General features: G+C 67.1%; 15 protein-coding genes. 4 read left to right on the top strand and 11 right to left on the bottom strand.

Annotated elements, in window-relative coordinates; all coding sequences use genetic code 11:
* Window positions 1-32: 32 nt before the first annotated feature.
* The 6 genes from SK571_RS24690 to SK571_RS24665 form a co-directional block, all read right to left on the bottom strand.
* Window positions 33-257: a hypothetical protein gene (locus tag SK571_RS24690; protein WP_319986463.1), complete on the bottom strand. Its 225-nt coding sequence runs from the start codon at window positions 255-257 to the stop codon at window positions 33-35.
* Window positions 258-376: 119 nt separating this feature from the next.
* On the bottom strand, window positions 377-1,366 hold the full coding sequence (locus SK571_RS24685) for a zinc-dependent alcohol dehydrogenase family protein (RefSeq protein ID WP_319986462.1): 990 nt from the start codon (window positions 1,364-1,366) through the stop codon (window positions 377-379).
* A complete protein-coding gene (locus tag SK571_RS24680) occupies window positions 1,363-2,178 on the bottom strand; it encodes a carbohydrate ABC transporter permease (protein WP_319986461.1) in 816 nt (271 codons plus the stop codon). The genes SK571_RS24685 and SK571_RS24680 overlap by 4 nt, the downstream gene beginning before the upstream one ends.
* Window positions 2,175-3,104: a carbohydrate ABC transporter permease gene (locus SK571_RS24675; RefSeq protein WP_319986460.1), complete on the bottom strand. Its 930-nt coding sequence runs from the start codon at window positions 3,102-3,104 to the stop codon at window positions 2,175-2,177. The genes SK571_RS24680 and SK571_RS24675 overlap by 4 nt, the downstream gene beginning before the upstream one ends.
* Window position 3,105: 1 nt before the next feature.
* On the bottom strand, window positions 3,106-4,452 hold the full coding sequence (locus tag SK571_RS24670; protein ID WP_319986459.1) for an ABC transporter substrate-binding protein: 1,347 nt from the start codon (window positions 4,450-4,452) through the stop codon (window positions 3,106-3,108).
* 67 nt (window positions 4,453-4,519) lie between these two features.
* A complete protein-coding gene (locus SK571_RS24665; RefSeq protein ID WP_319986458.1) occupies window positions 4,520-5,281 on the bottom strand; it encodes a DeoR/GlpR family DNA-binding transcription regulator in 762 nt (253 codons plus the stop codon).
* Window positions 5,282-5,557: 276 nt separating this feature from the next.
* Between SK571_RS24665 and SK571_RS24660 the strand changes: the two genes are divergently transcribed.
* The 4 genes from SK571_RS24660 to SK571_RS24645 are packed head-to-tail and all read left to right on the top strand — an operon-like array spanning window position 5,558 to window position 7,718.
* Window positions 5,558-6,043 carry a DUF6346 domain-containing protein gene (locus tag SK571_RS24660; protein WP_319986457.1) on the top strand — a complete coding sequence of 162 codons (486 nt, stop codon included), beginning with the start codon at window positions 5,558-5,560 and terminating at the stop codon, window positions 6,041-6,043.
* Window positions 6,044-6,505 (top strand): YbaB/EbfC family nucleoid-associated protein, encoded by a 462-nt coding sequence (locus SK571_RS24655; protein WP_319986456.1) that lies wholly within the window; start codon window positions 6,044-6,046, stop codon window positions 6,503-6,505. It begins immediately after the preceding gene.
* 5 nt (window positions 6,506-6,510) lie between these two features.
* Window positions 6,511-6,846 (top strand): type VII secretion target, encoded by a 336-nt coding sequence (locus SK571_RS24650; protein ID WP_319986455.1) that lies wholly within the window; start codon window positions 6,511-6,513, stop codon window positions 6,844-6,846.
* Window positions 6,843-7,718, top strand: a complete 876-nt coding sequence (locus SK571_RS24645) for a hypothetical protein (RefSeq protein WP_319986454.1) — start codon at window positions 6,843-6,845, stop codon at window positions 7,716-7,718. Before SK571_RS24650 ends, SK571_RS24645 begins: the two co-directional genes overlap by 4 nt.
* Window positions 7,719-7,756: 38 nt before the next feature.
* Here SK571_RS24645 and SK571_RS24640 read toward each other — a convergent pair whose 3' ends face one another.
* The 5 genes from SK571_RS24640 to SK571_RS24620 form a co-directional block, all read right to left on the bottom strand.
* Window positions 7,757-9,238: a glycoside hydrolase family 13 protein gene (locus tag SK571_RS24640; protein ID WP_319986453.1), complete on the bottom strand. Its 1,482-nt coding sequence runs from the start codon at window positions 9,236-9,238 to the stop codon at window positions 7,757-7,759.
* A gap of 11 nt (window positions 9,239-9,249) precedes the next feature.
* Window positions 9,250-10,083 carry a carbohydrate ABC transporter permease gene (locus SK571_RS24635; protein ID WP_319986452.1) on the bottom strand — a complete coding sequence of 278 codons (834 nt, stop codon included), beginning with the start codon at window positions 10,081-10,083 and terminating at the stop codon, window positions 9,250-9,252.
* A complete protein-coding gene (locus SK571_RS24630; RefSeq protein ID WP_319986451.1) occupies window positions 10,080-10,937 on the bottom strand; it encodes a carbohydrate ABC transporter permease in 858 nt (285 codons plus the stop codon). Before SK571_RS24630 ends, SK571_RS24635 begins: the two co-directional genes overlap by 4 nt.
* A complete protein-coding gene (locus tag SK571_RS24625) occupies window positions 10,938-12,275 on the bottom strand; it encodes an ABC transporter substrate-binding protein (protein ID WP_319986450.1) in 1,338 nt (445 codons plus the stop codon).
* A gap of 109 nt (window positions 12,276-12,384) precedes the next feature.
* Window positions 12,385-13,368: a LacI family DNA-binding transcriptional regulator gene (locus SK571_RS24620; protein ID WP_319986449.1), complete on the bottom strand. Its 984-nt coding sequence runs from the start codon at window positions 13,366-13,368 to the stop codon at window positions 12,385-12,387.
* Window positions 13,369-13,377: the final 9 nt, after the last annotated feature.

Here is a 13,377-nt window from a genome sequence, read left to right as displayed (position 1 = left end):
GACGACTCGGGCGAGCGTTACCTCGCGCCGAGTCAGTCGCTGAGCCAGTGCCACAGGTTGTGGAACGGAGAACCGGAGTCCAGCGTGGAGAGACCTCCGGGCCAGCCCTGGAAGGTCATGATCCGGTGGCGAAGTTCTTCCACGGTCCTGGGTTCGGCGGGCTTGTGGGTGTGATCGAAATCGACGTCCCCAGGTGGCGCGTGCATCGCGCGCACCTGAAGCTCCGCGTACCAGGCGAGGAGCTCTTCGTCGGACATGTGCGAAAAGTACGGCGGCGTTACTTTCTGCCCGGACTTCGACATGCCTGGAAGGAGTCGTGGGCACTCGTCTGGATACACGAGTGCCCACGAACTTCTGAGAACTTTCTCGGATCAGCTCACGGCAGGACCTGGATCTTGCGACCGACACCGGCCTTGAACTGGTCCAACGCCTTGGCGTAGTCGTCCAGCGGCACCCGGTCACTGATGAAGATCTCGGGGTCGAGCACTCCGGTCGCGAACAGGTCCGCCGCCCGTTCGAACGAGTGCAGCACCGCCATCGAGCCGGTGATGGTGATCTCCTGGTTGTAGATCCGGTACGGCTCGATGGTCACGCGCGCCGAGTAGTCGGAGACACCGAACTGGAGGAACGTGCCTCCCTTCGCGACCCGGCCGAGACCGTCCTGGATGGCCTTCTCGTTGCCGGTGGCGTCGATGACGACGTCCCAGCCCTGCGGCCGGTCCAGTTCGTCCGCCGAGGACGCCACGCCCGTGACGCCGAGCTGGACGGCGGTCTTCAGGCGCTCCTCGTTGAGGTCCACGACCTCGATCGACGACGCGCCGGTCAGCTTGCCGAGCTGCAGCATCATCAGGCCCATCGTGCCCGAGCCGTAGATCAGCACCCGGGACGCCATCTGCGACCGCAGCACGTCGTAGCCGCGCACCGCGCACGACAGCGGCTCGATCAGCGCCGCGTCCTCGGTCCGCACGTGGTCCGGCAGCTTCACGCAGTTCGCCACGGGCGCCACCGCGAACTCCGCCGCGCCACCGGCCGTGGTGACACCGATGGCCGCCCAGCGCTCGCAGAGGTTGTTCTTGCCCGAGCGGCACATCCGGCACTCGTGGCAGTAGAGCGACGGGTCGACGGCCACGCGGTCGCCGACCTTCAGCTCGTTCACCTGGGAACCGATCTCGACGATCGTGCCGGCGAACTCGTGGCCCGGCACGACCGGCAGGGTGGGAGCGAACTCGCCCTGCAGGATGTGCAGGTCCGTGCCGCACAGCCCGCAGGCCGCCACGTCGACGACCACGTCGCGGGGACCGCACCTGGGATCGTCCACAGTGGTCACTTCGACGGACCCGACGCCGGTGATCACTGCTGCTTTCACTTGACCGCTCCCAACGAAAGGCCCTGGACGAGCTTGTCCTGGGCGGCGAACCCGGCGATGAGCACCGGCAGAGACACCACGACCGCGGCCGCGCACACCTTGGCCAGGAACAGGCCCTGGGAGGTGACGAACCCGGTGAGGTACACGGGCGCGGTACCGGCGACGACACCGGTGAGCACCCGTGCGAAGAGCAGCTCGTTCCAGCTGAAGATGAAGCAGATCAGCGCCGTCGCCGCGATGCCGGGCATCGCGATGGGCGCCACCACCCGGCGCAGCGTCGTGATCAGGCCGGCGCCGTCGATCGAGGCCGCCTCCAGGATCTCCTTCGGCACCTCGGACAGGAACGAGCGCATGAGCCACACCGCGATCGGCAGGTTCATCGAGCAGTACAGCAGCGTGAGGAACGAGATGTTGTCGAGCATCCCGGAGAACTGCGCGATCAGGTAGATCGGCAGCAGCGCCGCGACGACCGGCATCATCTTGGTGGACAGGAAGAAGAACAGGACGTCCGTCCACTTCTCCACCGGCTTGATCGACAACGCGTACGCGGCCGGGATCGCCAGCAGCAGCACGATGATCGTCGATCCGATCGAGGCGCTGAACGAGTTGATCAGCGGAGGCCACGCGCCGGAGTCGAAGAACTCCGCGTAGCCGTCCAGCGTCAGCGGCGCCGCGAGGGAAGGCGGGTTCGTGGCCGCGTCCGACTCGCTGTGCAATGAGGTCAGGAACATCCAGGCCACCGGAGCGAAGAACACGATCCCGGCGAACCAGGCGAGCACACCCCAACCGTGTCCCATCCACTTGGGGCTCATCGCTTCTCCTCCTTGAACAGCGAGGACACCACGCGCAGCGCGAACGTCGCGATGATGATCGACCCCGCCACCACGATCACGCCGGCCGCGGAGGCCTCGCCGTACTCGTGGGCCTGGTAGAAGGTCTGGTAGATCATGTACGGCAGGTTCGCCGTGCCCAGACCACCGGACGTGATCGTGAAGACCGCGTCGAAGTTCTGCACGATGTAGATCGACCCGAGCAGCCCGCCGAGCTCCAGGTACTGGCGCAGGTGCGGGAACGTCAGGTACCGGAAGATCTGGAACGACGACGCGCCGTCGATCGTGGCGGCCTCGACGGGTTCGACGGGCTTCGACTGCAGGCCCGCCAGCAGGATCAGCATCATGAACGGCGTCCACTGCCACACCAGCGACAGCACGACGGCGCTCATCGGCATGGTGCTGATCCAGTCCGGCTGGGCGTCGAAGCCCAGCCAGTTCAGGATTCCGTTGAACAGGCCGTACTCCGGGTTGTAGAGCACGTGCTTCCAGATCAGCGCCGCCGCCACCGGGACCACGAGGAACGGCGCGATCAGCATGGTGCGCACGAACCCGCGGCCGCGGAACTTCTTGTCCAGCAGCAACGCGAGGCCCAGCCCGAGGACCAGGCTGATCAGCACCACCGACGCGGTCAGCACGATCGTGTTGACGACCGACGAGCGCAGATCGGGGTCGGTGAAGACGTTGACGTAGTTGTCGAACCCGGCGAACCCGCGGTTGGTGGGGTCGAGCGAGTTCCACTTCATGAACGAGATGACCAGCGTCGCCAGGAACGGCAGCTGCGTCACGATGATCAGGAAGATGAGCGCGGGCAGCAGGGGTGCCCGCCGCGCCCACTTCGAGTAACCCTTGCGGGGGACGGGAGGCGGCCGGTCCACGACCGGCCGCTCCTTCGTCATGACAGCCATGTCACTGTCCCTTGTACTTCGCGGCGACCTTCTCGGCGAGTCCCTGACCGTTGTTCAGCGCGTCGTCCACCGTCACCGCACCCGCGATCGCGGAGCTGATCTGCTGCGACACCTGGGTGCCGAGGTCGGTGAACTCGGGGATGCCGACGAACTGGATGCCGGGCGCCGGGCGTTCCTGCACACCGGGGTTGAGCGGCTTCGCGCCCTTGATCGCGGCCTCGGCCATCGCGGAGAAGCTGCCGGAGGACTGCTTGTACTCGGGACGCTGGTAGGTCGACGAGCGCTTGCCGTCGGGGAGCTTCGACCAGCCGAGGTTCTTGCCGACGAGCTCCTCGTAGCCCTTGCCGGACGCCCACGAGATGAACTTCCAGGCGGCGTCCTGCTTCTTCGAGGCCTTCTGGATGCCGAACGCCCACGTGTAGAGCCAGCCGGAGCTGTCGGTCTTCACGACCGGTGCCTGGGTGAAGCCGAGCTTGCCCTTGATGGGGGAGTCGGCGGCTTCGAGCAGGCCGGCGGCGACCGTGGCGTCGTACCACATCGCGACCTTGCCCTGCGTCATGTTGTTGAGGCACTCGGCGAACCCGGCCTGCGGAGCGCCCGCTTCGCCGTGGTTGCGCACCAGGTCCACGTAGAACTTGGTGGCCTCCTTGAACTCCGGCGCGTTGACCTGCGCCTGCCAGTCCTTGGTGAACCACGTGCCGCCGAAGGTGTTCACGACCGTCGTGAGCGGTGCCATGACCTGGCCCCAGCCCGGCTGGCCGCGCAGGCAGATGCCGCGCACCTCGGGCGTCGCGACCTTCTGCGCCGCTTCCGCGACCTGCTGCCAGGTCGGCTTCTCGGGCAGCGTCACGCCCTTGGCCTCGAAGATGTCCTTGCGGTACATGAGGAACGACGACTCGCCGTAGAACGGCTGCGCGTAGACCTTGCCGTCCGCCGCGGTCAGCGACTGCCTGATCGGCTCCAGGATGTCGGCCTGGTCGAACCCGCTGTCCTTGGACACGAAGTCGTCCATCGGCGCGAGCCAGCCGTTCTTGGCGTACATCGGCGTCTCGTAGTTGGAGATCGTCGCGACGTCGTACTGCCCGGCCTGGCTGGAGAAGTCCTGGCTGATCTTGTCGCGGACGTCGTTCTCCGGCAGCACGGTGAAGTTCACCTTGATGCCGGTGTCCTTCGTGAAGTTGTCCGCGGTGAGCTTCTGCAGGTCCTGCATCTGCGGGTTGTTCACCATCAGGACGTTCACCGAGTTCTCACCACCACCCCCGCCACCGGCACCCGAACAGGCGGACGCGAGCAGCAACACGGCGGTGGCGGCCCCGAATGTGCGAAGTGGTGTGCGAATCGACGGCATCGTCGGTTCCTTTCAAGGGTTTTTGGGCGCGTCGAAGAAGGGGGATGCACCCAAAGGCGAGGGTCGTTCAGGCTCTGATGACTTTGGGGCCGAGCAGCGTGTAGCGGTGGGCCTCGTGGGCGGAGAGGCCGCTGTCGGTGACGACCGCCTCCAGATCGGAGACCTCGGCGAACCGGTGGAAGCTGGAGACGCCGAACTTCGTGTGCGTCCCGACGAAGATCTTCCGCCGGGAAGCGCTGAGCGCCTTGGCCTTCACCGCGCCGACCGCCGGGTCGGGCGTGGTCAGGCCGTGCTCGCGGGAGATGCCGTTCGCGCCGATGTAGGCGAGGTCGATGACCATCTCGCCGAGCATCCTGGTGGTCCAGTGGTCCACAGTGGCCAGTGTGTGGCCCCTGACGCGGCCGCCCAGCAGCAGGACGGTGCACGACGGGTGCTCGGACATCGCCGCCGCGGTCGGCAACGACGCGGTGATGATCGTGAGCGGGTTGGTCGTGGGCAACGCCTCCGCGACGAGCTGCGGCGTGTAGCCCTCGTCGATGAAGACGGTCTCGGCGTCGTCGAGGCGTTCGGCGGCCGCCTTCGCGATGCGCCGCTTCTCCGGGACGTGCGACCCGGCGCGGAACCGGAGCCCCGTCTCGAAGCCGGCGCTCTCGACCGGCACACCGCCACCGTGCGTTCGCCGCACCAGGCCGTGCTCGTCGAGCACGCGCAGGTCGCGCCTGACCGTTTCGGGCGCCACGCGCAGTTCCTGCGCCATCTCCACCACGTCGACGCGGCCGTCGGCGCGGGCCCTGGCCAGGATGCGCCGCTTGCGTTCCTCGGCTCGCATGTCACCTGCCCATTCGGCTCATGAGTTGCCCGTTCGGGCCGTGCATAGATGAAACACCCTCGAAACATTGTGGTGGGTGCCACAACTGGGTGAGATCCTGCCCGATTTCTGCCCGGTTCGCCGTGTGTGACGGCGCGTTCACGCAGGTCGACCAGAATGGGCACGCCCGAACTGCCGTGGCGGCGTGCCCGGATGGCCTCCAGATCGTTGGTGAATTCGGTGGAACCGGGCGGATCGACCCGAAGTCGAACAGGGGTCTACGAGGGGACGAGACGCATGAAGTGGATCGCGGGGCTGTTCGCACTGGCGATCTTGGGCGCCGGCGTCCTGCTGGGACTGACGGGCTTCACGAAGTTCGATCCCACCGCCGGGACGAACTCCAGGCCGGTCACGGACCGGGGTGTCGCACGCGTGTCCGACTGCACGAGCGTGGGGCCGGTCAGCATTCGCGGCTACGGCACCTGGTGGAGCTGCCAGGCCGACGTCGTGTGGGAGAGCGGGCGGCAGACGCGGGTGACGGCCGAACCGGACCAGCTCACGCCGTCCGACAAGGGCACCGAGGTACCGGTGGTGCAGCGCGGCGAGGGCAAGGTCCGCAACGGACCTGACAACCCGCCGGTGTACCGCGCCGATTTCGAGCCGAGCGTCGTGCTGGGTCTCGGCTCGGTGCTCGGGGGCATGGGAATCGGTGGAACCGGGGCGCTGGCCGTGATCGGCAGCTTGGCGTCCCGTCGCAAGAAGGCACAGGAGAGGGACTACTAGATGAACCCGGCAGCAGCTGACCCCGACGCGATGATGCGTCGGTGGAACGAGCAGATCCAGGCCAAGCTTCGGCAGGCTGACGAGATGAAGCAGGTCGCGAACGCGGTGTCGGTGACGCAGCGTTCCACTGACGGCTCTGTGTCCGTCACGGTCGACCAGAACGGTGTCGTCTCGGCACTGGACCTGACCGACGCGGCGTTGCGCAAGCAGCCCGCGCAGCTGTCGGCCGAGATCCTCGGCGCGATGCGGACCGCGCAGGCGCAGATCGCGGCCAAGATGCAGGAGGTCATGGCGCCGATCATCGGTGACGACTCCGCGACCATGGACGCGCTGATGGGCGGCTACCAGGAACGCTTCCCCGAGCCCCCGCCGGTCGATCCCACGCCGCCGCGTCCCACCGGCCCCTCCGATGACGACGACTTCGGCGGGCACAACTTCGCCCGCGACAACAAGGGCTGGTGAGCGGCATGACCGGATCGTTCAACGTCCAGACGGAGGCGATGCGTGAGCACGCCAAGCGGCTGGACGGCATCGTGCGGCAGATCGAGACCGCGCAGCAGGCCATCGGGCAGGCGAGCATCAACGGCGCCAACGCGTACGGGATCCTCTGCAGCCCGTTGCTGGAGCCGATCATGGGCACCATCGAGGCCGCCGGTACCGGTGCGGTCAACACCGCGCACGGCGTCGTCGACGCCACTGTGGACGGTGTGAACGGCATGGCCGACGTCTACGACACCGTCGACCAGAAGCTCGGCGGCAACTTCAAGAAGATCGTCGAGAAGCTCGGGGAGCTGACGTCATGACCGCACCGAACCCGTTGGTGGCAAACGGCCCCGGTCCCACCGCTTGGAGTGCGGGCCTCAACCTGGTCGAGCCCGCGGCGGACGCGGTCTCCGCGGTCCAGCGCGGCGACTGGGCGGAGGCGGGCATCAACGTGCTCGGCGCCGGCATCGACGCGCTGGGCTTCCTGACCGACCCGTTCGGCACGCTGCTGTCGTCGGCGTTCGCGTGGTTCATCGAGCACGTCGAACCGTTGAAGTCGATGCTCGACTCGCTCGCGGGCAATCCCGGGGTGATCAACCAGAACGCCGCCACCTGGGGCAACGTGGGCGATCACCTCAAGAAGGCCGGCGAGGAGATGGCGCGCGTCGTCGACGCCGACACCAGCGCGTGGCGGGGTGCCGCGGTCACCGCGTACACGGCGGTGGCGAAGGCGGAGGCCACCGGTGTGAAGGCCGCAGGTCTTGCCGCAGAAGGTGTTGGAGCGGCGTTGACCGGCGCGGGCGTCGCCGTCGCCACCGTCCGCACCATCGTGCGCGACCTGATCTCGATGGCGATGAGCGAGCTCGTGCAGGCGTTGATCCGGTGGGCGGCGGCCGCGTTGCTCACGGTCGGCCTCGCCACCCCGGGCATCGTCGCCGACGGCATCCGCCTGATCATGAAATGGGCCAAGAAGGTCTCGGACTGGCTCGACAAGGTGATCACGACGATCCGCAACCTGTCGAAGGTCGTCAACAAGATCTTCGAGATCCTGGAGAAGTGCAAGGGCGGGCTGGAGGCGATCATGCCGAAGGCGGCTGCGGCCGCCGTCGTGGACACGACCGCGATCGGCATCGTGAAGAACCTGCCGACCGAGGCGGCGAAGGCCGACGACTCGCCGTACGCGACGAGGTGAGGCCCGGGGGTGGCTCGTGGCCACCCCCGACCCCCCGTCTACTTCAGCCAGGCCGCGGCGTCGGGCGGCAGCTGCCCGTTGGTGAGCGGGACGCTTGACAACGTTGGCACCCCCGGCAGATCGACCGGTCCGTCGGACAGGTTGACCACGCAGGTGTGGTCGCCGCGCTGGAACGCCAGCACGTTCTCACCCAGGTCGAGCCACTCCAGGTCGCCGTCGATGCCGCGGCGTTGCGCGAACACCTCGCGGTACAGGGCGAGCATCGACTCAGGGTCCTCCGACTGGACCGCGACCGAGAAGTCCTGCCAGTTCTCGGGTTGCGGCAACCAGCTCGGACCGTCCTCCGCGGACCAGGGGAGTGGCACGCGACAGCCGTCGCGGCCCCGGTCGGTGAAGCCGGAGCGGTGCCACACCGGGTCCTCGCGCAGCTCGTCCGGCAGGTCCTCGACCTCCCAGAGACCCAGCTCCTCGCCCTGGTAGACGTAAACGCCGCCGGGCAGTGCCGCGGTGAGCATGATCGCCGCACGGGCGCGGCGGGTGCCCAGTTCGAAGTCGGTCGGGGCGCCGTGCTGCCTGTCCGCGAAGGAGAATCCCGTCTTCTCGCGGCCGTAGCGGGTCACGTGCCGGGTGACGTCGTGGTTGGAGAGCACCCAGGTCGGTGGCGCGCCTACAGGTTCGTGCGCGGCCAGCGTGCTGTCGACGACCTTGCGCAGTTCGTCGGCGTTCCACGGGCAGCAGAGGAAGTCGAAGTTGAACGCGCTGTGCATCTCGTCCTGGCGGAGGTACCGGGCGAACCTGACCGGGTCCGGCAGCCACATCTCGCCGACGAGGATGCGGTCGCCGTCGTAGGAGTCGACGATCTGCCGCCACCTGCGGTAGATCTCGTGCACGCCGTCCTGGTCGGAGTAGGGCAGGTCGGCGTCCGGTTTGCTGAAGTCCTTGACCAGACCGTCGGCCACGTCGATGCGGAAGCCGTCGACACCGCGGTCGAGCCAGAACCGCAGGATGTCCTCGAACTCGTCGTGGACGACCTGGTTCTCCCAGTTGAAGTCCGGCTGTTCGGCGGCGTAGAGGTGCAGGTACCAGCGGCCGTCCGGAAGCCTGCTCCACGCCGAGCCGCCGAAGCGCGACTGCCAGTCGTTCGGGATCTCCTCGGTGTCGCGGATGTGGAAGCGGTCCCACAGGCCGTCCTTGAACCACGGGTGCTGGTCGCTGCAGTGGTTCGGGACGAGGTCGATGATGATCCGGATGCCCAGGCCGTGCGCGTCCGCGATGAGCTTCTCGGCATCGGCGAGCGACCCGAAGACCGGCTCGATGTCGCGGTAGTCCGCCACGTCGTAGCCGCCGTCCGCGAGCGGGCTCGGGTACCACGGGTTGAGCCAGATCGCGTCGAAGCCGAGGCTCGCGATGTGCTGGAGCTTGGCGCGGAGGCCGGCCAGGTCGCCGATGCCGTCACCGTTGCCGTCCGCGAAGCTGCGCAGGTAGACCTGGTAGATGGATGCGTTGCGCCACCAACTCATCTGGTGTCCTTTCAGCCTTTTACGCCGCCCGCGGTGAGCCCCGCGAGGATGTGCCGCTGGAACGCCAGGAAGAGCGCCACCATCGGCAGGCTCGCCAGCACGAGGCCCGCGAGCAGGAGGTTGATCGGGGTGTCCGGAGCGAAGCGCTGAAGCGCGACACTGAGCGTCTGCTTCGCCGGGTCGGGGAACACGAGCAGCGGCCAGATGAAGTCCTTCCACGCCGCCACGACCGCGAAGATCGAGACGACGGCGAGGATGGGGCGTGAGATCGGCAGCACGATGCGGACGAGGGTCGTCCAGGTGTTCGCGCCGTCGATCCTGGCCGCTTCGAGGAGCTCTTCCGGGATCTGGTCGAAGAAGCGCTTGAGCAGGTACACGTTCAGCGCGTTCGCCGCGGCCGGCAACCAGATGCCCGCCGGGTTGTTGAGCAGGCCGAGGTCGGTGAGCGTGAGGTAGACCGGGACCAGCACGGCCGTCGAGGGCAACATCAGCGTCGCCAGCATCAGGCCCATGACCACGTTGCCGAAGATCGGCCGGAGCTTGGACAGGGCGTAGGCCGCGGGGACGATCACGGCCATCTGCACCGCCCACGCGCCGATCGCGACGACGAACGTGTTGAGGAAGAACCGCCCCAGGTCCATGTAGTTCCAGGCGTCGACGTACGCGCCCGGTTCCCAAGTCTGAGGCAGGATCGTCGGCGGTTGCTGTGCCAGTTCCGCCGGCGGCTTGAACGCGCCGAGCAGCACCCAGACCAGCGGGAGCAGGAACGCCGCCGTGAACAGCACCAGCGTGCCGGCCAGGACGATCCAGTACGCCGGGCCCGTTCCCCTGGTGAGAGTCCTCATGCGTCGGCCTTCTTCGTGATTCTGAGGTAGAGGAAGGAGAAGACGCCCAGCACCGCGAAGAGGATGAGGCTCAGCGCGCTCGCGGTGCCGAAGTCGTTGTAGTAGAAGGCGTAGCGGTACAGCAGGAGCAGCACGGTGACCGTGGACTCCTCCGGGCCGCCGCCGGTCATGATGAACGGCTCGGTGAAGACCTGCATGGTCGCGACGACCTGCAGCAGCAACAGCATCAGGATCACGAACTTGGTCTGCGGGATCGTGACGTGCCAGACCTTCCTGACGATCCCGGCGCCGTCCAGGTCGGCGGCCTCGTACAGCTCACCGGGGATGGTCTGCAGCGCGGCCAGGTAGATCAGCGTCGCCGAGCCCATGTTCGCCCAGGTGATCACCAGGACGAGGCTGATCATGCTGGTGTCCGCGGAGTCGAGCCACTGCGACGTCGGCAGCCCCAGTCCTCTGAGGACGGAGTTGAAGAGGCCCGGACCCGGGTCGTAGAACCACTTCCACAGCAGAGCCGTCACGACCGGCGGCAACATCACCGGCAGGTAGACCAGCAGGCGGAAGTAGCCCTTGGCGTGCCGCAGTTCGTTGAGCACCACCGCGGTCAGGAACGGGACACCGAAACCCAGCAGCAGTGCCAAGAGCGTGAAGTACAAGGTGTTGCGCCACGCCACCCCGAACAGCGGGTCCGCGAACAGCCGCTCGAAGTTCTCCCAGCCCACCCAGTCGGGACTCGTGACGAAGTTGACCTGCTGGAAGCTCAGGACCACCCCGCGCACGATCGGGTACCAGGAGAACACCGCGAAGACGACCAGCGCGGCACTCAGAAAGCCGTACGCGGTGACGTGGCGCCGCACCTACTTCACCTGCGCCAGAACGGCGTTGACCTTGGTCTCCGCATCCTTCAGCAGTGCCGAGTGGTCGGCGTCGGAGTTCGTCAGAGTCGCCTGCACCACGCTGTCGAGGATCGCGTAGACCTGCTGCGCCTGCGGCGGTTCGAGCGAGCCCTTGGTCTTCTCCGAACCGTCCACGTAGGCCTGGAAGTTCTTCACCGGCATGGTGGCGTACTTGGCCTTCAGGTCTTCCTGCTTCTTGCGCGGCTCACCGGTCCAGATGTCGGCGATCGGCGGGATCGGCAGGCCGACGGGCTGGCCGCGGTCCTTGTACTTCTGCAGGTTGCCCTCGAGCCGGTCCGGGTTCAGGTACTTCCACTGGATCCACTTCAGACCGGCCTTGATCTTCTCCGGCGTGGCCTTCGGGTTGATCATGTAACCCTCGCCGCCGAGCAGGGTGCCCTTCTGCTCCGGGATCGCGGCCAGGCCGTAGTCGTCGTACTTGCCCTTGAACTGGTTGACGATCGCGGCGACGTTGTCCGGCGCGGCCAGGTACATGCCGAGCTGCCCGGCGCCCATCATGTTCTGCACGTCGCCGATCTCCAGGAGCTGCTTGTCGCCCATGGAGTTGTCGTCCCAGCGCATCTCCTTGAGCCTGCGCAGGACTTCCTTGCCCTTGTCGTTGTTGAAGTCGGCCTTGTAGGTGTCGCCGTCCTTGCGGGCGATGTCACCGCCGACGGACTTCATCCACGTGGTGAAGTGCCAGCCGCCCTGGTTGCTCTTGCTGTACTCGGCGAACCCGGTGACGCCGGCGTCCTTGAGCTTCTTGGCCGCGGCGCGGACCTCGTCCCACGTCTTCGGCGGCGAGTCGGGGTCCAGGCCCGCCTTGGTGAAGTTGGTGCGGCTGTAGAGCAGGCCCATCGTGTAGTTGGCGGTGGGCAGGCCGTAGACCTTGCCGCCGGCCGTGAAGACGTCCTTGAGCTCCTGCTTCAGGTCGCCGTAGTGCGGGACGTCCTTGACGTAGTCCGTGAGGTCGGCGGCCTGCTTGCGGGCGATGAGCGCCGCGGGATCGGTGAAGTAGACGTAGAAGACGTCCTCCAGCTGACCACCGGCGAGCTTGGCGCTGAACGTCTTCGGGTCCATGAACCCCTCGTGCGGCACGAGGTCGATGTCGGGGTTCGCTGTCTCGAACTCCGCGACGTCCTCGTCGAAGACCTTGCGGTCGAACGCCTGGGTCTGCGGCGGCTGACCGTTGATGTTGATCTGGACCTTGCCGCCGGGCTCGGTCGTGGAACCGCTCCCACAGCCGACTGAGCTTAGGGCCAGGACACCGCCAATCAGCACGGCAGCGGACTTCTTCATGGTGGGGCCGCCCTTCTCGCGAGCGCGTCGATGTGACGGCGACCATAAGGCGCCGTTACATCTGAACGCAATATCCAGACGAAAACTCGCAAGAAGACGACTGCGCTTGTTACCTCACCGGCGCACTGGACGCCCGCACCACCAACTCCGGCTCGAACAGCAACTCGTCCGGCGCGACCGCGTTGCCGGAGATCTGGTTGGCCAGCAGCTCGACGGCCGCCCGCCCCATCGCCTCGATCGGCTGCCGAACCGTGGTCAGCGGCGGATCAGTGCAGGTCATGAAGGCGGAATCGTCGTACCCGATGATCGACACGTCCTTGGGCACGTCCAGCCCCGCACGCCGCACGGCCCTGATCGCGCCAAGCGCCAGCGGGTCACTGGCGCAGATGATCGCCGTGACCCCGCGCTGCACGAGCTTGGTAGCCGCCGCCTGCCCGCCCTCGAGGCTGAACATCGCGTGCTCGACATCGGCCCCGCCGCACTTGTCGATCGCCTGCAGCTTGCGCAGACTGGGCACGTGGTCCGGCGGCCCGAGCACGGCCCCGATCCGCTTGTGCCCCAGCGACGTCAGATGCCCGTACGCCTGCTCGACGGCCACCGCGTCATCACACGACACCCGCGGAAACGCCAGATCGTCTATAGCCGCGTTGACCAGCACCGTAGGCAGTTTGCGGGACATCATCTGCTGGTAGTGGCCGTGACTCGCGTCCTTCTGCGCGTACAGCCCGCCGGCGAACACGATCCCGCTGACGTGCTGCTCCAGCAGCAGCTCCAGGTACTCCGCCTCAGTCACCCCACCGGCCGTCCTCGTGCAGAGAACAGGCGTGAAGCCCCGCTGCGCCAGCGCGTTCCCGACCACGTCCGCGAACGCGGGGAAGATCGGGTTCTGCAACTCGGGCAGCACCAGCCCGACCAGCCGCGCGCGTTCACCCCTGAGCTGCGTCGGCCTCTCGTAACCCAGCACGTCAAGCGCGGTGAGGACGGCACTGCGCGTGGCGTCGGAGACACCCGGCTTGCCGTTCAGCACCCGGCTGACGGTGGCCTCGCTGACCCCGACCTTGGCCGCGACCTCGGCCAGCCTCCGTTGCGTCATGTCGCAAGT

It is taken from the genome of Lentzea kristufekii (genome assembly GCF_033949925.1).
GTDB classification, from domain to species: Bacteria; Actinomycetota; Actinomycetes; order Mycobacteriales; family Pseudonocardiaceae; genus Lentzea; species Lentzea kristufekii.
This window is presented reverse-complemented; position numbering and strand designations above follow the sequence as displayed.